We start from the raw sequence: 22,796 nt of genomic DNA on the forward strand, positions 1-22,796 counted from the left end.
GGGCTTGGTGGTCATTGGCGTCGCTCCTCGTCGCAGTATGTTGCCCACCGCGGATTGGGCGGTTTCGAGTTCGGTCCCCGAAGTCTCATGCGCGATCCTTTCCCGGCCAGCTGCCGACAAGCGCCGGACGCTTGATGATTCGGGGCGCGAGATGCACGATCTCGCTGATCACCGTCGGGTTGGCGCGTGAAATGGCGATGAGGGAAAGCATGGCATTGGCCACGTCGTCGACTGTCGACATCTCGTCCGGAATCTGACCTTCGTGTGCCCAGGCCCGGTATAAATTCGCCAGCAGGTCACGATCGGCTCCGCGGAGGATCTCGGTGTCACAGGTGGGGCCGACACTGACCCGGATGACGGCGAGATCGGGATGTTCGGCTCGCCAAGAACGCAGGATCTCGTCGAGCGCCGCCTTGCTCGCGTGGTAGGCGGCCACGCCCGCGCGAGGCCGGCCAACGTCGTGGCTCGACGCGACGATGACGACCGCGTCGTCCGCCAGATGGGGGAGGGTCGCACGCAGCACATGTGAGGCGCCAACGGCATTGACGGCGTACGCATGCAGCCAGGTCTCGACTTCTGTCTCTTCAATCAGCGCGAACGGCACGACGGCACTGGTGAACACCACCGCGTCGAGCTTGCCGAACTTGGCCGCGACGTCGCCCACGACGGATTCGATGCCACGCGGGTCGGACACGTCGAGCTCGTGCGCCGAGCCGTGCAGCTGATCGGCCAGTTTCGCAAGGAGGTCCAGCCGCCGCGCGGCGAGCGCTACGTGGGCGCCCCGGGAATGGGCGGCAACGGCCAATGCCTGTCCGATGCCCGACGATGCCCCGATGATCAGCATCCGCGTCCCTGCAATGCTGGAGTGCCGGTCGCTCATGAATCGCTCCCTTTGTGCCGTAGTCGAGGCAATTCTCGCATGTGAGAATGAGTATTCTCCGCGAGGGTCGGCTGCAGTCGATTGACGTTCAGCGGCGCACCAGCAGTCCGCTGAGCTGCTGCGCCAGCTCCACCTTCTTGAGCTTTCCGGTCGCGGTGAACGGAAGATCCCGCTTCGAGGTTACCCAGATGACCTTCGGCACCTTGTATGCCGCAAGTCGCCCCCGCAGTTGCACTCGTAATGACTCGCCGTCGAGCGTCGAATCGCCGTGCGGCACCACCGCCGCCGCGACCACCGTTCCGTCCTCGGGGCTTTCGGCACCGACCACATACGCTTCGAGCACGCCGTCGCAATCGGCAAGGGCCAGTTCCACTTCGCTCGGTGTGACGTTGGTTCCGCCGCTCGTCTTGATCAGGTCTCCCAACCGGCCGGTGAATGTGATCCAGCCGTCGTCGTACTCGACGCCGCAATCACCGGTCCGGTAGTACCCGTTCGCGGTGAACACATTCTCGCGCTCGCACTTGTAGAGGCGCTGCATCAATGAGTAACCGCGGACCCAGATCTCACCTTTCGTCCCGACCGGGACCGGTACGCCGGTCTCGGGATCGACGAGGATGTGGCTCAGACCCTCGATCGAAAACCCTCCGGTCTCAGCTCGATCCCGCGGCTGTGGCGGATAAGGGTCCACGCCGATGTGGTTGCCGCACAGTTCTGTCATTCCCAGGGCATTCGGCCCCTTGGGTCGCCGGTCCGGCGGCACCATCGCGGGCATGCTGGTGCGCTGCACCGAGCTCAGGTCGCGCCCGGCGAAATCTGGATGCTCCGACAAGGTCTTGCCCTGCTGTGGCCAACCGAGCGCGATCGTCGCGCGGTACCGCTCCATCAGTTCCAACGCGTCAGCCGCATCAAACGCCGGCTGAGTGACAAGCGTTGCGCCGTGGTGAATCACGGCCTGCAACCCGGTGATCAACCCGCCCACCCAGAAAAAAGGCATGGCGGTGAACAAAACGCTCTCGGCGGTGATGCCGTACTGGAAGGTGAGGTTGTAGCTGTGGCGAACCAGGGTGCCCTGGGTGTGTACCGGCGCCTTCGGGTCGCCAGTACTGCCCGAGGTGTAAATGATCATCGCCTCGTCCGCGGGGGTCACGCAGGACTCGACATCGAGAAGGAATTCGGTGTCGATGGCCGCCGGTAGTTCCTTGTCTGCACATGCCGTCGCCCAGGGCCGGTCACACGGTCCCCACACTCCGATCGTGCGCAGAAACGGCGTCTTGTGCAGGACGATGCGGCCCGGTTCATGCTGTTCGGCGAGCCCGGGCAATGCCTCCTCGAGTCGTTCGACGAAATCGTGGTTGCGGAAGGCGGACCATGCCAGGACCGCCTTGAGGTCAGCGTGACGGGCGGTCCAGGCAAGTTCGGACGTCTTGTAGAACGTGTTGAGCGGAACAGCGACGGCGCCGATGCGGGTCGCCGCGAACCAGGCGAGTGCCCATTCCACGCTGTTGGGCATCAGAATCCCGACGTGGTCTCCCTTTCCGATGCCCTCGGCGAGCAGTGCCATCGCCAACTGCGATGAACGCAGGTCGAGCTCGACGTAGGTCAGCACGTGTCCGCCGGCGATCAGGAATGGGTCATCACCGAAACGCTCTGCAGACGATCTCACCAGGGCGGGGACCGTAGGCATGATCGTCGGGAAGGGCATGTGGTTGCCATCCTCTACAGGTTCATTGGGCCTCAACAGAATAGTTGCCTTTCCGCCAAACGAGAACACCGGTTCTCGACAACTCTCGGCGAACTACACTGCAAACCATGGCGCCGGACCGTCTGGATCGGATCGAGTCCAGTTTGGCGATCAGTCAGCTGCCGAGTCGCTATGCCATGGCACTGGATGCCCGCGACGTGGACGCGTTAGTGGCGCTTTTCGTCGACGAGGTCGACGCGGGTGCGCAGGGCCGCGGCCGGGAGGCGTTGCAGCGCTGGTATGACCGGGTTCTGCGGCGGTTTTACCGCAGCATCCACCTGATCTGCGGGCATGAGTTCGATTTCATCGACGCTGATCATGCGACCGGATCGGTGTACTGCCGCGCGGAGCACGAGGACGGTGACGGGTGGTACGTGATCACGATGCGCTACGACGATGTGTACGAACGACGTGACGGTCGGTGGTACTTCGTCAAGCGGCGTGAGCATCCGTGGTACTCCGTAGACGTGACCGAACGGCCCGGGCCGGAGTTCCTTCGGTGGCCGACGGACGTACCGCTTCGCGCGGCCATGCCACAACGGATGCCGAGCTGGCGAGCGTTCTGGGAGAAGGGCGATCCCGAGCAACCCGGGCGCCTCTCGCGGAGCCCGTAGTCCGTTTACAATGGAGTTTGAAAGTGACATTCTCATTTATGTAAATGGTAGTTATCGCAAGCTTGGGAGGGCGTCATTTCCGACGACAAGGTGCTCAGCGGAGTTCGTGTGCTGGAGGTCGCCGCGTGGACGTTCGTGCCCTCGGCCGGGGCGGTCCTCGCGGAGTGGGGCGCAGAAGTCATCAAGGTCGAGCCCCGCGACGGCGGTGATCCCCAGCGCGGGCTGGTCACGATGGGAATCGTTGACGGCGGCGGCGGGTCGGTCAACTACATGATCGAAATCCCCAACCGGGGAAAGAAATCCATCGCAGTGGATCTCAGCACGCCGGCCGGCCAGGATGTGGTGCGCGAACTGGCCAAGACCTGCGACGTGTTCTTGACCAGTTACCTGCCGGAGCGCCGCAAGAAGCTGGGCATCGACGTCGAGGACATCAGAGCGGCCAACCCGAGCATCGTGTATGTGCGGGGATCGGGGCACGGGCCGAAGGGGCCGGATGCCGACAAGCCTGGCTATGACGGTGTGTCCTACTGGGCGAGGGGCGGCATCGCCACCGTTCTCACCGAAGACGCTGATGAGTTGGTCCGCTCGCGGCCGGCGTTCGGCGACCTGCTCGGAGGGATGACGATTGCGGGAGGCATCGCCGCCGCGCTCTACAAAAAGGCGACGACCGGAAACGGCTCGGTGGTCGACGTCTCCCTACTCGGGTTGGCCGCATGGAACCTCAGCCCCGACGTCGCGGTCAGCCAAATACACGGTGGCAGCGCCATTCCCAAGTATGGGCACGCCGATTCACCCAACCCGCTGGTGGCCACCTACCGCACTAACGACGATCGTTATGTGCAGCTGATGATGCTGCAACTGGACAAGTTCTACGCCGAGGCGATGCGAGTGATCGGTCTTCCCGAGTTGGTGGACGATCCGCGATTCGCCGATCCCGCATCGCGGTTCGAGAACCGAGTCAGGCTGGTCGCCCTGCTGGACGAGGCGTTTGCCAAGCGCACGTTGGCCGAATGGCGCGAGACGCTGGCGGAGCTCTCCGGGGCGTGGGGAATCGTGCAGACACCGGCCGAACTTTGTCAGGACCCCGCCGTCGTCGCCAACGGCTACGTCGCGCACACGCAAACCGTCAGCGGAGCGCCATTTTCGTTGCCCACCAACCCCGTTCAATTCGACGAGCGATCGGTTATCCCGCCCGGAGCGCCCGAGCACGGCCAGCACACCGAGGAAGTCCTGATGGACGCCGGCATCGACTGGGACACGATCACGAAGTACAAGGAATCCGGGGCCATCCTGTGAGCTCGGCCGTCGCTATCGAATTCGACCCGTTCTCCGCCGACTTCTTCAACGGCGCCTACGACACCTACCGACGGCTTCGCGACGAGGCGCCCATCTATTACAGCGCAAAGTGGGACTTCTGGGCGCTCACCCGATACGAGGATGTAGCACCCGCGACGAAAGACCACGAAACGTTTTCGTCGGCCAAGGGCGCGACGCTGGACATGGTCAAGGCCCACGACGACGCCATCCCGGTGCCCAAGGTGATCATCTCCATGGACCCGCCCGAGCATCAGAAGATGCGCAGGCTGGTCAGCAACGTGTTCACCCCGCGGTCGATCGCGGCGTTGGAAGACATGGTGCGGGACAAGGTTTATGAGCGCATCGAAGCACTGGATCCGGCGTCCTTCGACGTCGTCGCCGACTTTTCGGCCCTGTTCCCCAACGAGGTCATCACCACGATGCTCGGCGTGCCGAAACAGGACCGCGACCAGATCCGCCTCTGGCTGGATTTGCTGCTCGAGCGGCATCCTGGCGAGATCGCCACCACCAAGCAGGGATACCAAGCCTCGGTGAGCACGGGCCTGTATTACTACGACCTGGTGCAGCAGCGGCGGGCCCACCCCGAAGATGACATGATCAGCCGTTTGATCGAGACCGAGATCGAACGCGACGGCGTGGTGGAAAAGCTCACCGACGTCGACATCACGGGCTTTGCAACGATGCTCGGAGGGGCGGGCGCCGAAACGGTCACCAAGTTGGTGGGCAATGCGATGGTCGCATTCGCCGATTTTCCCGACCAGTGGCGCAAGCTTCACGACGACCGAAGCAAGATCCCGGCCGCGGTGGAGGAGTTGCTGCGCTACGAGGCGCCCTCGCAGTATCAGGTCCGGACCGCCACACGCGACGTGACGTACTACGGGACAACGATTCCGGCGGGCGGCCCGGTACTCCTGGTCACGGGTTCGGCGACACGCGACGAGCGCATGTTCGACGACCCCGACCGGTTGGACATCGATCGAGACCGCAAGATGGGCTTCAACCTTGCGTTCGGCTACGGAATACACAGTTGCCTCGGTGCGGCGCTGGCCCGCATGGAGAGCCGCATCGCGCTCGACGCGTTGTTGGACCTGCTTCCCGAGTACGAAGTCGACCGCGACGGCCTACAGCGGGTGGCGATGGCGAACGTATGTGGCTGGTCAAATGTCCCCGTGCGGAGGGCTGGCTGAAGCCTGCCGTTTAGCGCCGGCGCCCGCCGCCGTCGACGAATCCTTTTACGACATAGGCCCGCACGAAGCCGGCCACCGCGTCGTCGTTGCGCATATCGATCGTCGGTGACGGAGTCGTGAACAGCGAGAAAAGGATTCGAGCAAACCACTCGGTCGCAGTGGGGATGTCGAGATCACTCCGGACCTCGCCGGTCAGCCTGGCAGCCGACACGTACGGCGCGAGGAACTCGGTGCATTCCTTGAGAAGCATTGCGGCGTTCTTGGTCATCATCAGGCTGACTTCCGCCTCGTCGAAGTACGCTTCCGGCTCGACGACGCGCCGCGCCTGGCTCACGAAGACGGCGGCTTCCACCAGCCGGCCCTCCAGGGTGCTACCGCCGCGGCGGTCGATCGCCTTGGCCATGTTGCGGTAGAACCGCTGCGATGCGGCCTCGGCGCAGGCTTCGACGATTGTCTCCTTGTCCCGGAAGTATTCGTAGAACGTGCTGCGGGACACGTCGGCCGCCCGCGCGATGTCGACGATGGTCGTCTTGGCCAGGCTCTGGGTCCGGAAGCAGGCGAAGGCCGCCGCGATGATGGCAGCGCGGGTGTCGGTCGCGGTTGCCTGCGTCATGGAGGACTCCTTTCTGGCTTCCGTTGAGAGTAGCGGTGTTGCGACTCAGCGGTCGGGCGAGAGGATCAACCCGCTGGTCGGGACGCCGGTGCCCGATGTGACCAGGACGTGTTCGACGCGGTCGACTTGGTTGTGGGACGTGCCGCGCACCTGTCGTACTCCCTCGGTGATCCCGTTCATCCCGTGGATGTAGGCCTCGCCGAGCAGGCCGCCGTTGGTGTTGATCGGCATCCGTCCGCCCAACGACAGTTCGTCGATCGACACGAAATCCTTGGCCTCGCCCCGTCCGCAGAACCCGAGTTCTTCGAGTTGGGTGAACACGAACGGTGTGAAGTGGTCGTAGAGGAACGCCGTCGAGATGTCATCCGGTTTCAGCCCGGAGTCGCGCCACAGCTTGTCGCCGACCACACCCATTTCGGGTAGCCCGGTGATCTCTTCGCGGTAGTAACTCGTCATCACCTCGCCGTCGTAGGCAGCGCCTTGGGCGGCCGCGGTGATGATGGCGGGAGGGTTCGGCAGATCCCGCGCCCGCTCGGCGCTGGTGACCACCATCGCGACGCCGCCGTCACTTTCCTGGCAGCAATCGAGTAGACGCAGCACAGGTTCGATGATCCAGCGCGATTCCTGGTGCTGCTCAAGGGATATCGGCTTGCCGTAAAACCAGGCATCCGGATTGTTGGCGGCATGCTTGCGGTCGATGACCGAGATCTTGCCGAAGTCGGCGTTGGTGACCCCGTAGGTCGACATGTACCGCTGAGCATGCAGGGCGACCCATGCGGCCGGTGTCATGAACCCGAACGGGGCGTACGGGGCCATCCACAATGGCGTGACACCGGGTTGGCGTCCAGCGCCGCCGAAACGGAAGCCGGAGCGCTCGTTGAAGGCTCGGTAACACACCACGGCCTCGGCGGCACCGGTCGCGACGGCCATTGCGGCCTGCATCACGGTGCCCGCCGCTGCTCCGCCGCCGTGCGGAACCCTGGTGAAGAACGAGAGGTTCTCGATGCCGACGTTGCGGGCGACCTCGATCTCCTCGTTCTCGTCGACGGTGAACGTCACCATCCCGTCGATATCGCGTGGACGCAGGCCCGCATCGTCGATGGCCGCCTTGACCGCCTCGCAGGCAAGCTGCATTTCGGTGCGGCCAGACTCCTTTGAGAATTCGGTATGGCCGATACCGGCGAGAGCGGATTTCCCGGCGATGCCCGCGCTCACGCATCGACCCCGTCGAGCAGGCTGAGCACCGCGGTGCCGGAGACATGGTCACCCAGACTGTTGCTGCCCTTGAAGGTGACCTCCACCAAGCCCTCGCCGTCGGCCGATGACTTGTCGGTGACGCTGCCCTCGAAGCGCAAGGGATCGTTGGGGTAGGCGGGAACACCGAGGCGAACGGATAGCTTCTTGATCATCGCCTCGGGTCCGGCCCAGTCGTGCAAAAACTTCACACACAGCCCGTTGGTGGTCAGGATGTTGAGGAAAATATCCTTGGAGCCTTGAGAATTGGCGAAGTCGCGGTCGTGGTGCACCGGCATGTAGTCACGCGACGCGATGGCGCCCGCGACGATCAGCGTGGTGGTCACGGGCACGTCCATCGGTGTGACCTCGTCACCGACATTGACGGTGTTCCACGCCAGGGTCGTGGTGCGCTTGATGGTGGAGGTCATGTGCCGCTTCCTTCCGCATATGCATTGCCGAGCCGGGCCAGTTGCTGTGATGCCGACCCGAGTGCGAGTTCGTTCTGCTTGGCCCACAAGAAGTAACGGGACAGCGGGTAGGTGACATCGATTCCCATGCCGCCGTGCACTTGCTGGGCCGAGGAGGCGACGCGGGAGCCTGCCTCGGCGGCCCAGAACTTGGCGATGCGGGCCTCCCGATCGGCCGGTCGTCCCTGGGCGATCAACCATGCCGCGTGCCACGTGGTCCACCGGATGGCTTCGACGTCAATGAACGCGTCGGCGAGACGCTGCTGGACGGCCTGGAAGGATCCAATCGGGCGGCCGAATTGTTCGCGCTCGCTAGTGTACTTGGCGGCCAGTTTCAAAGCCCGTTCCACAACGCCGATTTGGATCGCACACAAGCCGACGAGGGCGCGGGTGTAGAGCGAGCCGACGATATTCCCCGCGTCGTGCTCAGTGAGCCGGCGGCCGATCGCGCCGGTCAAGTCCACATCGGCGTGGGGCTCTCCGTTGGTGGTGCGCACCGGCGCGACAGTCACGCCGTCGGTTCCGGTGTCGACGATGAATAGGCCAGGACCGTGTTCGGTCTGCGCCGACACCACGATGGCCGCGGCGAGTTGTGCCGCGGGCACGAGCTCCTTGTTGCCGTCGAGCCGCCATGCGTCGCCGTCGGATCGCGCGGTGATACGCGGTGTGGTCGGGTCGGAGTTGCCCGGTTCGACGAGCGCCGCGGTGAGGATCGTGCTGCCGTCGACCACACCGGGCAGATACCGTTGCTGCAACACGGAATCGCCGTGCCGTGCAATCGTATCCGCGCCCAGAAGGAGCGTGGCGTAGACGGGTACCGGCGCGACACTGAACCCGACCTCGCTGAGCAGCACACCCAACTCGAGGAATCCGCCGCCGCTGCCGCCCACGGATTCGGGTAGCGCGATGCCGAGTAGATCCGCGGACGCGAGTTCGGTCCACAGTGCGGCGTCGTAGCGCACCTCGCCGGCCTCCAGGTCGGTCAGATGCTCGGGCGTGGCGCGGTGCTCGAAGAGCTGGCGCGCAACTTTACCGACGGTCTCTTGTTCTTCGGTGAAGGTGAAATCCATTATTTCCGGTCGCCTTCGGTCACCCGGCCGGGCCGGAACTGGTGCAGCACCAGCTCGTCGCCACTCGGCAGTGCTTCGAAGGTCTTGTAGAAGACCTCGACGGGCATGCCGACCTCGATGGCGGTGGGTTCGATGTCGCAGAGGTTCGACACGATGCGTACGCCCTCCTCGAGCTCGATGAGCGCGACGACGTACGGGTACTGAAGAAACGGCAGCGGCGGATACTGCGGCATCACGAAGCTGTACACCGCTCCGCGACCCGAAGCCACGACGTAGTCCCACTTCAACGACTGGCACTTGCCGCACATCGGCCGTGGCGGGACGCGCAGCGTCTGGCAGTCCGCGCAGCGCTGGATGCGAAGTTCGTTGTCTTTCAAACCCGACCAGAAGAACTCGGTGTCGGGACTAATGGACGGCGCGAGTCTGCTGGCCATCAGTCCCCAGCCGTTCCGGCGGGGGCCCCACCCGTCTTGAATCGCAGAGTGCGGAACCACTGGCGGCCGATGACGTCGCCATTCTGGTCGCGGTAGGTGGTCACCCAGGTGACGAAGAAGCCGTTGCCCATCGCCGTCTTCTTCTCATCCGAGATCGAATCGAACACCGTCTCGGCGGTGATTTGGTCTCCGACCCGCGGATAGCGTTCGATCTCGAACTCGGAGTTCGTCGCGATGATGCCGGTGTAGCCGGCGTCGGACAGGAACTGCAGTGGGTTGCTCTTGATTTCGATCGGCACACCACCGCGCTCGCGAATGCCCGCCAGCTTCGGTGGTGGCATCGTCCAGCTCTGCAGCATCACCGGTGGCGAGACCAAGCCGCCGTAGCGGGAACTGCTGGCAAACTCCTCATCCAGGTAGGCCGGGTTCATGTCGTCCAACGCGTGCGCCCAGTGCCGGATCATGGCAGCGTTCACCGGATCTGGTGCGCGCGAGGGCTTGCCGACTCCGTCGGTGGGGGTGCCGATCAGCGCGTCGAGGCGCTGGCGCAGATCGTCTTTGGTCAATTCGGTCATAGGTGTCGACACTCCTTTCAGGAGGCTCGCACGTCGCGGGGTGCGCGTGGCATTCCGAGGCCGGCCATGGCGATGATGTCGCGTTGCAGTTCGTTCGCACCGCCGCCGAAGGTGTTGATGACGGCGAATCGGTAAGCACTCTCCAGCTCGCCCTTGAGCGGAGCCGACGTTTCCTTGCGCAGGCCGGCTTGGCCGACCACGTCGAGCAGCTCGCGGGCCACCTGCTGGGTGAGCTCGGTGCCGAAAACCTTTGCGGCGGAAGCTTCGCCCATGCCCAGGCCACCCGAGCTCATGTTGGTGTTCACCCGCAGGTTGAGCAATCGGTAGGCCGCGACCTGTGCCTCCACTCGTGCCAATGCCTGTTGGACCCAAGGCTGGTCGATGACGAACCCGTCGTCGAGTTCCGTGGTCTTGGCCCATTCCAGCGTCTTGCTGAAGAGCGGCTCCAGCGCACCGAGATTGCCGAGTGCGGCGCGCTCGAGGTTCAGCTGGTTGGTCACCAGCTTCCAGCCCTGGTTCTCGCCGAGGACGATGGCGCTCTCCGGGACGCGCACATCGTCGTAGAAGGTGTAGTAGGTGGAGACACCGGGCATCGTGTGCAGTGGTTTCCAGGAGAAGCCGGGGGCGTTGGCGGGCACGATGAACACCGTGATGCCCTTGTGCTTTTTGGCTTCCGGATCGGTTCGGGCCGCCAGCCAGATGTAGTCGGCGAATTCCGCGCCGCTCGTGAACATCTTGGAGCCGTTGATCACGAACTCGTCGCCGTCACGCACAGCGCTGGTCCGTAGGGAGGCCAGATCGCTTCCTGCGCCGGGCTCGGAGTAGCCGATCGCGAAATCGACGGTGCCCTGCAGGATCGCGGGAAGGAACTTCTGCTTCTGCTCCTCGGTCCCGTACTGAATAAGCGTGGGGCCGACCGTGTTCAGCGTGATCATCGGCAGTGGCGCATGGACTCGGCGTGCTTCCTCGCCGAAGATGTACTGCTCGAGCGCAGTCAGCCCGCTGCCGCCGTACTCGACCGGCCACGCGACGCCAAGCAACCCGGCCTCGCCGAGCGCGCGCCGACACTCGGTGATCGCGGCGCCACCCTCCAGCAACCCCGCGACCGCCTCGCGCCGTTCGGGCGTCATCACGGCTTCGAGGCGTTCGCGGTAGCTCTTTCGGAGCTGTTCCTGCTCGGGGGTGTAGTCGAAATCCATCAGACACCGGCTCCCATCCGCACCGGCATGCGTTTGACGCCCGGCACCATCGTGGCGCGCAGCCGCGTCACATCGCCGGTCAGTTCGATGCTCGGATAGGTGCCCAGCAGCACCTCGAACATCACCCTGGCCTCCAGGCGTGCCAATTGTGCGCCGAGGCACGCGTGTTCGCCGGCGCCGAAGGCGATGTGTGGGTTCGGGTTTCGGGTGATGTCGAACTCCTCGCCGGTGGGGCCGAAGATCTCCTCGTCGCGGTTGGCCGCACCATAGAGCATGACCACCGTTTCACCCGCCCTGATCTGGTGGCCGCGGATCTCGACGTCCTCGGTCGCTTCGCGTGCCATGTGGGTCACCGGGCTGGTGAACCGCAGCATCTCTTCGACTGCCAACGGCAAAAGCTCGGGCTTCGAGCGAAGCAAGGCGAACTGATCGGGGTGATCCAGCAGCGCCAGCGTGCCCAGCGCGATGAGGTTGCGTGTCGTCTCGTTGCCGGCAACGAGCAGCAGAAAGGAGAAGTTGAGTAAGTCGGCGTCGGTAAGGCGCTCGCCGTCGACCTCGGCGGCCGCCAGGATGGACAGCAGGTCGTCTTGCCCGGTGACCTTGCCGGAACGCCGCGCGTCGATCAATTTGGTGAAGTACTCGTACAGTTCGCCGAGCGCCACCACGTTGTCCAGCTCGATGTCGGGGTCGGCGGTCCCCACCGCCGCGTCCGACCATGTGCGGAACTGCTCCCAGTCTTCGGGCGGCGCGCCGAGCATCTCCGCGATCATCCGGGTCGGCAGCGGCGCGGCAATCTCCTCGGCGAACTCATACTCGTGGGATGGGTCGACGCCGTCGAGAATCCCCTTGACAATCTCGCGCACCTTGGGTTCCAGCAACGTGACCTGGCGTCGGGTGAAGCCCGAGTTGATCAGCTTGCGCAGCTGCCGGTGCCGTGGCGGATCGGTGAAGATCAGGTTTCCCTCCTGCACCGGGCTTGGCATGGCGGGATCGGGTATCGAGATGCCCTTCGTCGACGTGAACGTCATCGGGTGACCGGAGACGTGGCGGATGTCCTCGTACTTGGTCAGGGCCCAAAAATTCGTGACGTCGTTCCAGACGACCGGCGTGCTGTTGCGCAGCTCCCGATAGCTCGGGTACGGGTCACCGGCGTAGAAGTCCGGCGACTGCAGCGGCAGCGTGGACGTCGGTCTGGGGGTGGAGTCAGCGGGCACTTTGGGCCTTCCTCGACACACGGATATCGGACAGGTAGCTCGTGATTGTCCGGTAATGCTGTGTCTACAGGACAAGCGTCGCGAATGTCAATCGGTGTTTACCCAGTTAAATGGCAACAATGTTGACGCCACCGCGACCTCAGGTGTACATAATTGAGGAATTGTCGGACACGTTCGCATCGGCATCGGGCGACACCGTACGGTTCGGCGACCAACCGGGAAGGTCAGTGATGTGATGGCCGAGTCGAGCCTGGTCGACTGCTATGGCGTCTATATCGACGGCAACTGGGTCGAACCGGATACCGGCCGATATGACGTCACCAACCCGGCGACAGAGCAGGTCATCGCCTCGGCGCCGGACGCCGGCGTCGCGCAAGTCGAGCGCGCCATCGGTGCGGCGCGCGCCGCCTTCGATTCCGGGCCGTGGCCCCTGGCCGATCCGACCGAGAGGTCGCGTTGTCTCCAGCAGCTCAGCCACGCACTGCTCGCCCGCGGCGAGGAAATCTACGGGCTGGCGCAAACCGAGTGGGGCTGTACAGCAAACGAGCGGCTGATCCATGTGGAGGGGCCCGCGTTCATGGTCGGCCACGCCGCGGAACTTGCGCTCGAACCGGCTGAGGCGCCCATGGACGCGTGGGGAGCGGCGGGCACCACCCTGTTGCGCTATGAGCCGCTCGGTGTGGTCGCGGCCATGACGCCGTGGAATTTCCCGCACACGCTGAACGTGATGAAACTGGGTGCCGCGCTGGCCGCGGGCAATACGCTTGTCCTCAAGCCCTCGCCGCTGACACCGCTGGCCGGTCTCGCGCTGGCGCGGCTCATCGACGAGGAGACCGACATTCCACCGGGCGTGGTCAACGTCGTCACCCCGAGCAGTGTTGAGGCCAGCAGGATCTTGACTATCGATGCCCGGGTGGACATGGTGACCTTCACCGGAAGTTCGGCCGTCGGTCGCGATGTGATGGCCGGCGCCGCAACCTCAATGAAGCGGATCCTGCTCGAGTGCGGCGGCAAATCGGCGAGCATTCTGCTTGACGATGTCGACCTGACCGACGAATTGTTCGAGCGGTTGCTTTTCGAAGGGTGCACGATGCATGCGGGTCAGGCGTGCATCCTGAACAGTCGTCTGGTGGTCCCGGACACGCTACACGACGAGGTCGTCGATCGGCTCGCCGACCTGGCCCGCACCGTCAAAGTGGGAGACCCGACCGACGAGGCGACCGGCATGGGTCCGCTGATCAGTCGCCAACATCTGGATAGGGTCGAGGGTTTCGTCAAGCGGGCGCAAGGCGACGGGGCGAAGGTTGTCGCGGGCGGCAGGCGGCCGACCGGACCGGAGCGCGGTTTCTATTTCGAGCCAACGGTTTTGACCGATGTCACTCCCGAGTCGTTTATCGCGCAGGAGGAGGTGTTCGGTCCGGTGTTGACGGTGTTGAGTTACCGCAACGACGACGAAGCGGTCGGTATCGCAAACGATTCGGCCTACGGGCTGGGTGGCGCGATCTGGGGCACCGATGTCGATCGCGCCGTCGGACTTGCGCGGCGAATCAGGACCGGTCAGATCTCGATCAACGGCACGATACCCGGCGACGCGCCCTTCGGCGGGTTCAAGCAGAGCGGAATCGGGCGCGAGGGTGGCGTGATGGGGCTGCGGGCATACATGGAACCCAAGGCGATCGGAGTGCCTGCGTGACAGGATCCCTGTCGGGGCTGCGGGTCGTCGAGGTAGGGACCGATATTTCGGCGCCGTATTGCACGAAACTGCTTGTCGATCTCGGCGCCGATGTGTACAAGGTCGAGGCACCGGTGGGGGATCCGCTGCGAAGCTGGGGCTCGTCCAGCGGACTATTTGAGTATTTGAACGCCGGAAAGCATGGGCTGACAATCGATCTCGAATCACATCCCGATGCGCTTGCTGATTTCATTGCTCAAGCAGACGTGGTGGTCGAGGATCTGCCGGTCGGATCGAGCGACAGGTTGAGCTGGGGACTCGATCGTGAAGCTCTCCAACGCGTCAACCCGAATCTCGTCGTCGTCCGGATCTCCGACTACGGTCAGGAGGGCCCACGCCGGAGTCGCCAGTCGACATCGCTGACCCTGCAGGCCGCGTCGGGGTGGGTCAATACTCGCGAACTCGGCCGGGCGCCGGTACAGGCCGGCGTCCGTATCCCCGAGTACATCGCCGGCAGCTACGCGGCGCTCGGGGCCCTGACGGCCCTGCGGGTCGCGGATGGCGGTCTTGATCGGGTGATCGAAGTCGATGTCTCGGCGTTCGAGTCACTCTTGTCAACCTTGGCGTATCCCATGCTGATGGCCGAACGCTTGAAAAGCCTTGGTCTTCCGCCGAATTCAAAGGCGGGTCCGATGCTCGGCATCGTGCGCGCCGCCGACGGGTGGATCGGGATCAACTGCTTGACGGGGCAGCACTGGCTGGACGTCTGCGCGATGGTAGGACTGCCGGAATTCGGCGATCACCAGATAGCCATCATGCTGGGCGGGCCCGAACGCGCGGAGTTCTTCGCAAAGGCGCAGCCCTGGCTCGATTCGATGACCGTGGCCGATCTGGTCGAGTTGAGCCAGGCGATGCGAATTCCCGCGGCGCCGGTCAACGACGGAGCATCCATTCTCGACTGTCCCCAGTACCGCGAGCGGGGATTCTTCATCGAAAGCCGAGCGGGAGGCCAACGTTTCCTCCGACCGGGCGCACCGTTCAGGCTGGCCCGAACGCCGGTTGAGCCGCTAAAACCAGCGCCACGGCTCGGCGATCGAGCGGTAGCTTCATCGCGCGATCGACGGACGAAGCCGGCCGCATCCGGAGTTGACGATGTGACACTGCCATTCGCAGATCTCAAGGTTTTCGACCTGAGCACATTCTGGTCCGGCGCTTACCTCACCTGCTATCTGGGTGCGTTCGGCGCCGATGTCGTCAAGGTCGAGTCGATCCAACGTCCGGACGGTCACCGATATTCGGGCTCGCTGTTGCGCAGCACCGATGACTGGTACGAGATAGGACCGATGTGGCAGGGCACCAACCTCAACAAGCGCGATATCACCTTGAATCTCGGCACCGAAGCCGGCCGCGAATTGGCCCTCAAGCTGGCCGCCGAGGCAGACGTCGTGGTGGAGAACTTCTCGCCGCGCGTGGTGGAGCAGTTCAATTTGGACTATGCCTCGCTGGCGAAGGTGAATCCGGACGTCATCATGGTCCGCATGCCGGGCCTCGGGCTAGAAGGGCCATGGCGTGACTACGTCGGGTGGGCACTGAACTTCGAACAGATATCGGGGATGTCGGCAGCCACCGGTTACCCCGACGGTCCACCGTGCAACCTACAAGGGCCTGCCGATCCGATCGTCGGTGTACATGCGACCGTCGCACTACTGGCCGCGCTCGAGCACAAGCGCAGAACCGGTGAAGGCCAATTGATCGAGGTCGCGCAGATCGAGGTCGGCGCGGCGGTGACGGCCGAGCCGGTCATCGAATACTCGTTGACCGCCCGGGCGTACGAGCGAGAAGGCAACCGCCACCGCAACTACGCACAAGGCGTCTACCCGGCTAGTGATGACGATGAGTGGGTGGCCATCTCGGTGCGTGACGACTCCGACTGGGCCGCCGTCGTCGACGTGATCGGCCGGCCCGAACTACTCGACGACCCACGGTTCGCCTCACCACGGGCACGGCTGCACAACCACGACGCGTTCGACGAAACCCTTTCTGAATGGACGGCGGGTCGGCCGCCCGACGAGATCGCCGAGGCGCTTCGTCGCCGTGGTGTCCCCGCGGAGCGGATCCTCACCGCGGACCGGATGTACGACGTCGACCAGCTCGGGGCGCGCGGCTTCTACGAGGAGCTTGAGCATCGGCTCGCCGGGCGACAGAGGTTCCCGGGCTGGCCATTTCGGATAACGCCGGGACCCCTGCGGCATCACCGCGCGCCATCACCGACGCTCGGGCAACACAATGGCGAGGTGCTGGCGGCTCTCGGTCTGTCGGATGAGGAGCTGACGAAGCTGCGTGACGATCAGATTATCGGCGAACGGCTGCTGAACGCGTAGCTTCAGTCATCGACCATTGCCGCGATGGTGTCGACCACGCAGGCCGGTCGGTCGGATCCCTCAACCTCGACGGTGACTCGCACGGTGGCCCGGCCACCCGTGTCGGTGCGTTCCACCTTGATCAGTTCGGCGCCGGCGCGGATGCGCGAGTCCACCGGTACCGGGGCAGGGAAGCGAAGCCTGTCGGAGCCGTAGTTGACCTGCATCGACAGCCCCGAAACCCGGTAAATTTGTTGCACGAGAATGGGAACCAGTGACAACGTGAGATATCCGTGCGCGATCGTCCTACCGTACGGACCCTTGGCCGCCCGCTCCGCGTCGACATGAATCCACTGGTGGTCGCCGGTCGCCTCGGCGAATAGATCGATTTCCTTCTGAGTGACCTGGTGCCACCCGCTGTAGCCAAGGTGTTCGCCGACATGTGATTCGAAGCCGGAGACGCCTTCGTAGACGGTCGGAGAGACCTGCGTCATGCCGGGACCTTGAGCCCCAATTGCTCAATGGCGTTGCCGCCCATGATCTTCGCCTTCGCGACGTCGGAGATGCCGTCGAGCCGGTCAACAAAACTCAACGGATCGCCGATGCCCTCGGGGTGGGGAAAGTCGGAACCGAACATCACGTGATCCTCACCCATGATGTCGACGATCCCCTTGACGTCGTCCTCGAGGAACGGGTGGATGTAGATGTTGCGTTTGAACACCTCGACAGGATGCTCGTCGAACTCCTTGGGCATGATTTTGTACGCGGTGTTGAGTTGTTCGAGAAGATTGCGCACCCAACCGCTGCCGTTCTCGACGCAAAAGATCTTCAGGTCGGGGAACCGCGACAGCGCACCGTGGCAGATCATTGCGGCCAAGGTGTCCTCGATGGCGCGGTGCCCCATGACCACCTCGCGCAGTGCGCTCGGCTTGAACGAGAGGTATTCGTCGCCGCCTTCCCACTCCATGAGGTGCTTCTGGTATCCGCTGTCCGACGCGTGCATGGTCACCGGAATGCCGGCCTTGACGACTTCTTCCCAGAACGGGTCGAATTCGGGCAGACCCATCGATCGCGAGCCGCCGAAGCGGCTGGGCACCGGAGCCGGGCGAACCAGGAACGTTTTCATTCCCCGTTCGAGGCACCAGTGCAGCTCCTTGATGGCTTCGTCGACGAGCGGCAGGCAAACGACGGGCGTCGCGAAGATGCGGTCGTGGTAGTTGAACGTCCAGTGTTCGTGCATCCACTCGTTCAGCGCATGGATGATTGCGTGGGTGAGGACGACGTCGTCGGTAGTGCGCTCCTCGATGAGGCTGGCGAGGGTGGGATACATGACGCACTGATCTATACCGAGTTCGTCCATCAGCTCCAATCTGGGAGCCGGGGCCTGGTAGGCGGGGATGACATCCATTGCTTCACCGATGAATTCGCGGAAATTCAGGCCCTCTGGATTGTTGCCCAAGAAGTAGTCCTCGGCGCTTCCCGGCCGGGCCACCCGCTCGAATGTCGGGTTGGGGATCATGTGGCTGATGTGGTCCTTGACGACGAGCTTGGGCCGTCCGTTGACCTCGACGTAGCCGACCTTGCCGCGGTGCTCTTTGGGTAGGTACTTGGTGAGCGCGTCCCTCGTCTCGTACATGTGGTTGTCGATGTCGAAAACCGGGTAGGGCAAGGACCGGGTAGACATGTGACTGATCCCTCCAGGGCAGCGAATATGACCGTTTACGCTAAGTGAAAATGACGTTATCACCAACGCTCCGCCACAGCTATGCGGGGCTACCTCCGGCGAGTTCTTGCCAGGCCTTCACGACGGCTTCGGTAGTGGTGACCGTGCTCAGCAGTGTCAACGTGTTGTCGATGATCGATTCCGCGTAGTCGCGGGGGTAGCCACATACCGCATCGCGTGGAAGCACGAACTGATAGCTGCGATTGACGGCGTCCATCACAAAGTTCTGGATCGCGATGTTGACCGAGACGCCCACGCCCACAATGGTCCTGATTCGGAGGTTGCGGAGCACGGAGTCAAGGTCGGTACCCGTCATCGGTCCGACGCCGTGCGTACGGGTAAGGACCAGATCGCTTGGCTCCGGGCCGAACTCAGGTAGTACCGAGGCGCCGGGGCTGCCCGGAGTCAAATCGGCGGCGAATGACTTCCCCGCCATGAACAGCCTGGCATTGCTATTGGACCCGCGGTTGTCTGGGCGCTTCTGCATAAGGCAGTGCACGACCGTAACGCCTGCCGCCCGAGCCGCATTGAGAAGCCGGACAATGTTAGGGATCGTCTCCCGGCTGGCTTCCTCGGCCAACATGGGCAGACCGGCCTGGGGGCCGATCACACCGCCCTGACATTCCTGGGTGACCAGGGCGGTTGTGGCGGGGGTCAACAGATCAAGCAGGCTGGGTTGCGGCATGAGAATAAACGTTATCGTGTGTGAGAACACGATTTCCAGTCAGACTTCCCAGGGAGGGTAGATGGAGGTCTGGGAGCTCGGCATCCGTGAGTCGGTACGCCAGACCATCGCCGACTACACCGCTGCCACCGATCGGTTTGACCTGCGCGGTCTCGCCGCCTGCTTCGCGCCGGACGGCACCCTCGAGTTCACCGGCGGAGCGCAACCGCTCACCGGTCCCGCCGAGATCGAGTCGGGGCTCGGCGTTGCCATGTCCAAGAATCCCGGACCGGAGAGACAAGCGCCAACGCTTGTGCGTCATCACGTTTCGAGCATCCGCTTCGGGTCTGTAGCCAGGGATCGGGTTGAGGTCAGCAGCTATTTCGCCGTTCACACCGACAGAGGCGTCGACCACTGGGGACGCTATCGCGACGTCCTCGTACCGCTGAACGGTCGGTGGTTGTTCGCGCATCGACGAATCACTGTGGACGCCTTTGCAGCCGACAGCGTTATGCGATGAACTCCGTTGCGAAACCGCGCGCGCGGTCGATGTATTCGGCTCGGGTGGCGCCTCGCGGTGCGATGGTCAGCCAGGTCACGCCCATCGCTTCCAGCTGTGCGATGGTGGCGTGCCGTTCGTCGGTCGACCTGCTGTGGTCGAGCAGGTTGCCTGCCGAGAAGCAGATGTCCAGCGGTTCGGTACGGCCGATCTCGGCCGCATAACTCTTGGCCCAGTCGATGGCCGACGCCAATCCCTCAAGCGTCGAGATCTCAGCGGTCCGTGACGCGGCCGCGTAGCCGAATGTGTTGAAAGGTGCCCAGCCCTGCGCGCGGGCAACCGCACGGCGTACCGCGGGCTTGCTGTTTCCGCCAACCCAGATCGGTGGCGGAGTCGCCGGTACCGGATACAGGCGCACACCTCGAGCGGCGAACGAGGTGCCCTCGTAGGCGACATCCTCACCGGTAAGCACCTTTTCGAGAACGGCCAGCGCCTCGTCCAGCAACGCCCCGCGGTTTTCGAAATCTACTCCCAGCGCCTTGAACTCGGGTTTGAGGTAGCCCGCGGCGGTGCCGAGTATCAGCCGGCCGCCGGACAGGACGTCCAAACTTTGGATCGACTTCGCGCCCAGGAATGGGTTCCGGTAGGCGGCGATGTAGACGTTGGTGAGCAACCTGGTGTCCGTGGTGGCGGCTGCCGCGAACGCGAGGGCGACGAACGGGTCCAGGGCGTGGTGTCCGCCATGGTCGAGCCATTTCGCGTCGGGGGCGGGGTGGTCGGTGACGTGTACGGCGGCGAATCCGCTCGCCTCGCCGACGCCCGCGATTTCGGAGATCGCTTCTGCGGTGACGAATTCGGACACCGCGTCCACCCGCTGGGTGGGCAGTTCGAGGGAGTACGAGATGGTCACATTCGTCCTTTCATGTTGTCGCCAGGGCTGCTAGGCGTTGCGCGTGGTGATCGGGGCTGCCGAAGATCAACTCGGTGGCCTTGGCGCGCCGAACGTAGAGGTGTGCGTCGTGTTCCCAGGTGAACCCGATGCCGCCGTGGATTCGCATGTTGTCCAAGGCGACTTGCAGAAAGGCTTCCGAGCAGGCCATCTTCGCCACTGACGCTGCAACTGGCAGGTCGTTGCGGTCGGCGGATTCCGCAGCGTGAACGGCGGCAGAGCGGGCACCCTCGACGAGCACCAGCATGTCCGCGCACCGGTGCTTGACCGCCTGGAAGCTGCCGATGGCCCGCCCGAACTGGACCCGCTCCTTGGCATAGCCCACTGCCATGTCGAGGCAGCGTTGGGCGGAGCCAACCTGCTCGGCGGCCAGCGCGGCGATCGCGAGGTCGCACGTGCGGGCCAGGCCAGGGGCCGCGGCTCCATCTATTCCGATCAACCGGGCGGGGACATCGTCGAACCGCAGACGCGCGACCTTGCGCGTGCGGTCGAGCGTGGCGAGCGGCTCACGAGTCAGCCCCTCGGCGTCCGCCGCGACCGCGAACAGCGATATGCCCGCCCTCGTATTCGCCGCGGCGAGAACAACATCGACGGTATTGCCGTCGAGAACGAGATCGGCATCGCCCCGGATCCGATGACCGGTGCGGTCGGCACGTGCCGTCAGCGCGACGGCGTCCGGATCCCACGCATCGAGGCGGCCGTTGAGGATCACCGTCGCGGTGGTGGATCCGTCGACGAAACGCGGTAGGTAATCAGCCATCGCGGCGTTGTCGCCGCTGCAAAGAATCGCTTGGGTGGCGAGTGCGACGGTGGAGAAGAACGGCGCGCACAACAGCGCGGCGCCCATCTCCTCGAACACGACCGCGAGTTCGGACAGCGTCGCACCTGCCCCGCCGAACTCTCCTGGGACCGCGATGCCGTGCAGTCCCATTTCACGGGCCATTTGATGCCACACCGATTCGTCGTATCCCGCCGTGGTGGACATCAGGTCGCGCACCCGGGCGGACGTCGAAGCGACCGCCAGGAACTCCCGCACCGACCGGCGGAGTTCGTCGGCTTCACTCATCGCGGATTCCTTTGGTGTGGGTCTGCCCGCCCGACCCGGGATAGGCATTGCCGGGAAAGGATAGTATCTTTTCTGAAATAGGAGAATCACCATTCTCGCACGAAGGAGCCGCGTGGTGACGACGAAACTCGAGTACGGGATCTTCGACTGCGACACCCATTGCTACGAGACGCGTGATGCGTTTACCCGCTACCTGCCCAAGGAGTTCCAGGATCGGGCGATCACCACCGTGCGCGGAGCCGACGGGGTCGAGGTAATTCTCGCCGGCCACCGCGTCGCGACCTTCAACAGTGAAGGGGGCCTGGGTCTGGACGTCGCATACCGCCCTGGATCGTTGAAAGAGATGCTCAGGCAGATGGGATCCGGCAACCCGGAGGAGTCCTACGAGCCGCAGCCCATGCAGCCCCAATACATCGAGCGTTCAGCCCGGCTCGCGGTAATGGAAAAGCAGAACGTCGAGCGGATGGTCATCTATCCGAGCGGCATGGCGCTGTCTGCCGAGCACTACGTTGACGACACGCCCGCGCTATACGCGAATCTTCGTTCGTTCAACCGATGGTTCGACGAGGAATGGGGCTTCAACTACCAGGACCGTATCTACGCGACCGGGCTGCTTTCACTTCGCGACCTAGACTCAGCCGTCGCCGAAACCGACGAATTGATCGCGCAGGGTGCGAAGTTTGTCCTGCTGCCGACGGGCCCGGCATACGGCCGATCTCCGGGGGATCCCTACTTTGACCCGATTTACGCGCGACTTCAGGAAGCCGGCTGTGTCCTGGTGTTCCACATCATGCCCTTCTGGTACTTCGATGCGATCTCACCTGCCTGGGGGCACTGCGCAGATCCGGCCTCGTGGCACATGTCGGCCTGGCAGTGGATGAACGTCTACGGCCAACGCCCGATCGAGGACACCCTCTCGGCGCTGATCTTCGACAACCTCTTCGGCCGCTTTCCCGGGTTGAACGTGCTGGTAGCCGAACACGGTGCAGAGTGGGTGCCCTTCTTCACGAAACACATGGACAAAAGCCGCGGCATGGGCCGAAACGGCCCGTGGATCGGCGGGAAACTGACGGAAAAGCCGTCTGCCATCTTCCGGCAGCACGTTCGAGTTGTGCCGTATCCCGAAGACGATACGCCTGCGATCGTCAGCAGCTTGGGCTACGACGACTGTCTCGTGATGGGCTCCGACTACCCGCATGCAGAAGGGTTGGCCGAGCCGGCTGACTTCGTCAAGTTGCTCGATCCGCTCGACGACGCCGCCAAGAAGCGAATCATGCGCGACAATGCGAATCAGTTGATAGGGCGGAGCTAGGACT

General features: G+C 63.9%; 22 protein-coding genes. 7 read left to right on the plus strand and 15 right to left on the minus strand.

Translation table 11 applies throughout. The features are described 5' to 3' along the window. Nucleotides 1-85: 85 nt before the first annotated feature. Both AC5Y30_RS17620 and AC5Y30_RS17625 read right to left on the minus strand, forming a co-directional pair. Entirely contained in the window at nucleotides 86-880 is a 795-nt protein-coding gene (locus AC5Y30_RS17620; protein ID WP_499919960.1) for an SDR family oxidoreductase, read from the minus strand. An 88-nt stretch (nucleotides 881-968) separates the two neighbouring features. Then, the gene (locus tag AC5Y30_RS17625; protein WP_499919961.1) at nucleotides 969-2,582 is read right to left on the minus strand and encodes a class I adenylate-forming enzyme family protein; all 1,614 of its coding nucleotides are present in this window, start codon (nucleotides 2,580-2,582) and stop codon (nucleotides 969-971) included. 122 nt (nucleotides 2,583-2,704) lie between these two features. Between AC5Y30_RS17625 and AC5Y30_RS17630 the strand changes: the two genes are divergently transcribed. The 3 genes from AC5Y30_RS17630 (at nucleotide 2,705) to AC5Y30_RS17640 (ending at nucleotide 5,739) form a co-directional block, all read left to right on the plus strand. Then, the gene (locus tag AC5Y30_RS17630; protein WP_499920210.1) at nucleotides 2,705-3,235 is read left to right on the plus strand and encodes a nuclear transport factor 2 family protein; all 531 of its coding nucleotides are present in this window, start codon (nucleotides 2,705-2,707) and stop codon (nucleotides 3,233-3,235) included. Nucleotides 3,236-3,310: 75 nt separating this feature from the next. Further along, nucleotides 3,311-4,531, plus strand: coding sequence for a CaiB/BaiF CoA transferase family protein (locus tag AC5Y30_RS17635; protein WP_499920211.1), 1,221 nt, complete (start codon nucleotides 3,311-3,313; stop codon nucleotides 4,529-4,531). After that, entirely contained in the window at nucleotides 4,528-5,739 is a 1,212-nt protein-coding gene (locus AC5Y30_RS17640; RefSeq protein ID WP_499919962.1) for a cytochrome P450, read from the plus strand. The genes AC5Y30_RS17635 and AC5Y30_RS17640 overlap by 4 nt, the downstream gene beginning before the upstream one ends. Before the next feature lie 10 nt (nucleotides 5,740-5,749). Here AC5Y30_RS17640 and AC5Y30_RS17645 read toward each other — a convergent pair whose 3' ends face one another. Genes AC5Y30_RS17645 through AC5Y30_RS17680 form a run of 8 tightly spaced genes read right to left on the minus strand, consistent with a single transcriptional unit; the run spans nucleotide 5,750 to nucleotide 12,505 of the window. Beyond that, nucleotides 5,750-6,352 (minus strand): TetR/AcrR family transcriptional regulator, encoded by a 603-nt coding sequence (locus tag AC5Y30_RS17645; RefSeq protein ID WP_499919963.1) that lies wholly within the window; start codon nucleotides 6,350-6,352, stop codon nucleotides 5,750-5,752. 45 nt (nucleotides 6,353-6,397) lie between these two features. Then, nucleotides 6,398-7,567: a lipid-transfer protein gene (locus AC5Y30_RS17650; protein WP_499919964.1), complete on the minus strand. Its 1,170-nt coding sequence runs from the start codon at nucleotides 7,565-7,567 to the stop codon at nucleotides 6,398-6,400. Beyond that, nucleotides 7,564-8,016 carry a MaoC family dehydratase gene (locus AC5Y30_RS17655; protein WP_499919965.1) on the minus strand — a complete coding sequence of 151 codons (453 nt, stop codon included), beginning with the start codon at nucleotides 8,014-8,016 and terminating at the stop codon, nucleotides 7,564-7,566. The genes AC5Y30_RS17650 and AC5Y30_RS17655 overlap by 4 nt, the downstream gene beginning before the upstream one ends. Beyond that, nucleotides 8,013-9,125: an acyl-CoA dehydrogenase family protein gene (locus AC5Y30_RS17660; RefSeq protein WP_499919966.1), complete on the minus strand. Its 1,113-nt coding sequence runs from the start codon at nucleotides 9,123-9,125 to the stop codon at nucleotides 8,013-8,015. Before AC5Y30_RS17660 ends, AC5Y30_RS17655 begins: the two co-directional genes overlap by 4 nt. Continuing rightward, nucleotides 9,125-9,559, minus strand: coding sequence for a Zn-ribbon domain-containing OB-fold protein (locus tag AC5Y30_RS17665; RefSeq protein WP_499919967.1), 435 nt, complete (start codon nucleotides 9,557-9,559; stop codon nucleotides 9,125-9,127). The genes AC5Y30_RS17660 and AC5Y30_RS17665 overlap by 1 nt, the downstream gene beginning before the upstream one ends. Further along, on the minus strand, nucleotides 9,559-10,134 hold the full coding sequence (locus tag AC5Y30_RS17670) for an FAS1-like dehydratase domain-containing protein (RefSeq protein WP_499919968.1): 576 nt from the start codon (nucleotides 10,132-10,134) through the stop codon (nucleotides 9,559-9,561). The genes AC5Y30_RS17665 and AC5Y30_RS17670 overlap by 1 nt, the downstream gene beginning before the upstream one ends. A gap of 17 nt (nucleotides 10,135-10,151) precedes the next feature. Next, a complete protein-coding gene (locus AC5Y30_RS17675) occupies nucleotides 10,152-11,333 on the minus strand; it encodes an acyl-CoA dehydrogenase family protein (protein ID WP_499919969.1) in 1,182 nt (393 codons plus the stop codon). After that, nucleotides 11,333-12,505 carry a cytochrome P450 gene (locus AC5Y30_RS17680; RefSeq protein ID WP_499920212.1) on the minus strand — a complete coding sequence of 391 codons (1,173 nt, stop codon included), beginning with the start codon at nucleotides 12,503-12,505 and terminating at the stop codon, nucleotides 11,333-11,335. The genes AC5Y30_RS17675 and AC5Y30_RS17680 overlap by 1 nt, the downstream gene beginning before the upstream one ends. 277 nt (nucleotides 12,506-12,782) lie before the next feature. On the opposite strand from AC5Y30_RS17680, the gene AC5Y30_RS17685 reads away from it, so the two are divergent. Together AC5Y30_RS17685 and AC5Y30_RS17690 are read left to right on the plus strand one after the other, a co-directional pair. Continuing rightward, nucleotides 12,783-14,240: an aldehyde dehydrogenase family protein gene (locus tag AC5Y30_RS17685; RefSeq protein ID WP_499919970.1), complete on the plus strand. Its 1,458-nt coding sequence runs from the start codon at nucleotides 12,783-12,785 to the stop codon at nucleotides 14,238-14,240. Beyond that, a complete protein-coding gene (locus AC5Y30_RS17690) occupies nucleotides 14,237-16,600 on the plus strand; it encodes a CaiB/BaiF CoA transferase family protein (protein WP_499919971.1) in 2,364 nt (787 codons plus the stop codon). Before AC5Y30_RS17685 ends, AC5Y30_RS17690 begins: the two co-directional genes overlap by 4 nt. A 2-nt stretch (nucleotides 16,601-16,602) precedes the next feature. Here the strand turns inward: AC5Y30_RS17690 and AC5Y30_RS17695 are convergent, their stop codons facing one another. The 3 genes from AC5Y30_RS17695 to AC5Y30_RS17705 all read right to left on the minus strand — a co-directional run bounded on the left by AC5Y30_RS17695 (nucleotide 16,603) and on the right by AC5Y30_RS17705 (nucleotide 18,987). Further along, nucleotides 16,603-17,073, minus strand: a complete 471-nt coding sequence (locus tag AC5Y30_RS17695) for a MaoC family dehydratase (protein ID WP_499919972.1) — start codon at nucleotides 17,071-17,073, stop codon at nucleotides 16,603-16,605. Beyond that, a complete protein-coding gene (locus tag AC5Y30_RS17700) occupies nucleotides 17,070-18,263 on the minus strand; it encodes an amidohydrolase family protein (RefSeq protein ID WP_499919973.1) in 1,194 nt (397 codons plus the stop codon). Before AC5Y30_RS17700 ends, AC5Y30_RS17695 begins: the two co-directional genes overlap by 4 nt. 79 nt (nucleotides 18,264-18,342) lie before the next feature. Further along, nucleotides 18,343-18,987: a cysteine hydrolase family protein gene (locus tag AC5Y30_RS17705; protein WP_499919974.1), complete on the minus strand. Its 645-nt coding sequence runs from the start codon at nucleotides 18,985-18,987 to the stop codon at nucleotides 18,343-18,345. A 61-nt stretch (nucleotides 18,988-19,048) separates the two neighbouring features. Between AC5Y30_RS17705 and AC5Y30_RS17710 the strand changes: the two genes are divergently transcribed. Further along, on the plus strand, nucleotides 19,049-19,486 hold the full coding sequence (locus tag AC5Y30_RS17710) for a nuclear transport factor 2 family protein (protein WP_499919975.1): 438 nt from the start codon (nucleotides 19,049-19,051) through the stop codon (nucleotides 19,484-19,486). Here the strand turns inward: AC5Y30_RS17710 and AC5Y30_RS17715 are convergent. Beyond that, nucleotides 19,476-20,375, minus strand: coding sequence for a TIGR03619 family F420-dependent LLM class oxidoreductase (locus AC5Y30_RS17715; protein WP_499919976.1), 900 nt, complete (start codon nucleotides 20,373-20,375; stop codon nucleotides 19,476-19,478). The genes AC5Y30_RS17710 and AC5Y30_RS17715 overlap by 11 nt on opposite strands. A 10-nt stretch (nucleotides 20,376-20,385) precedes the next feature. After that, nucleotides 20,386-21,480 carry an acyl-CoA dehydrogenase family protein gene (locus tag AC5Y30_RS17720; RefSeq protein ID WP_499919977.1) on the minus strand — a complete coding sequence of 365 codons (1,095 nt, stop codon included), beginning with the start codon at nucleotides 21,478-21,480 and terminating at the stop codon, nucleotides 20,386-20,388. 115 nt (nucleotides 21,481-21,595) lie between these two features. On the opposite strand from AC5Y30_RS17720, the gene AC5Y30_RS17725 reads away from it, so the two are divergent. Further along, on the plus strand, nucleotides 21,596-22,792 hold the full coding sequence (locus AC5Y30_RS17725; RefSeq protein WP_499919978.1) for an amidohydrolase family protein: 1,197 nt from the start codon (nucleotides 21,596-21,598) through the stop codon (nucleotides 22,790-22,792). Nucleotides 22,793-22,796 lie beyond the last annotated feature (4 nt).

The sequence above is a fragment of the Mycobacterium sp. NGS27 genome (assembly GCF_059813005.1).

Bases quoted from the DNA above. Each gene is read 5' to 3' on its own strand.
- AC5Y30_RS17675 (WP_499919969.1), bottom strand. From the start codon at position 11,333: ATGGATTTCGACTACACCCCCGAGCAGGAACAGCTCCGAAAGAGCTAC.
- AC5Y30_RS17705 (WP_499919974.1), bottom strand. From the start codon at position 18,987: ATGCCGCAACCCAGCCTGCTTGATCTGTTGACCCCCGCCACAACCGCC.
- AC5Y30_RS17670 (WP_499919968.1), bottom strand. From the start codon at position 10,134: ATGACCGAATTGACCAAAGACGATCTGCGCCAGCGCCTCGACGCGCTG.
- AC5Y30_RS17685 (WP_499919970.1), top strand. From the start codon at position 12,783: ATGGCCGAGTCGAGCCTGGTCGACTGCTATGGCGTCTATATCGACGGC.
- AC5Y30_RS17695 (WP_499919972.1), bottom strand. From the start codon at position 17,073: ATGACGCAGGTCTCTCCGACCGTCTACGAAGGCGTCTCCGGCTTCGAA.
- AC5Y30_RS17620 (WP_499919960.1), bottom strand. From the start codon at position 880: ATGAGCGACCGGCACTCCAGCATTGCAGGGACGCGGATGCTGATCATC.
- AC5Y30_RS17710 (WP_499919975.1), top strand. From the start codon at position 19,049: ATGGAGGTCTGGGAGCTCGGCATCCGTGAGTCGGTACGCCAGACCATC.
- AC5Y30_RS17700 (WP_499919973.1), bottom strand. From the start codon at position 18,263: ATGTCTACCCGGTCCTTGCCCTACCCGGTTTTCGACATCGACAACCAC.
- AC5Y30_RS17625 (WP_499919961.1), bottom strand. From the start codon at position 2,582: ATGCCCTTCCCGACGATCATGCCTACGGTCCCCGCCCTGGTGAGATCG.
- AC5Y30_RS17720 (WP_499919977.1), bottom strand. From the start codon at position 21,480: ATGAGTGAAGCCGACGAACTCCGCCGGTCGGTGCGGGAGTTCCTGGCG.
- AC5Y30_RS17645 (WP_499919963.1), bottom strand. From the start codon at position 6,352: ATGACGCAGGCAACCGCGACCGACACCCGCGCTGCCATCATCGCGGCG.
- AC5Y30_RS17665 (WP_499919967.1), bottom strand. From the start codon at position 9,559: ATGGCCAGCAGACTCGCGCCGTCCATTAGTCCCGACACCGAGTTCTTC.
- AC5Y30_RS17655 (WP_499919965.1), bottom strand. From the start codon at position 8,016: ATGACCTCCACCATCAAGCGCACCACGACCCTGGCGTGGAACACCGTC.
- AC5Y30_RS17660 (WP_499919966.1), bottom strand. From the start codon at position 9,125: ATGGATTTCACCTTCACCGAAGAACAAGAGACCGTCGGTAAAGTTGCG.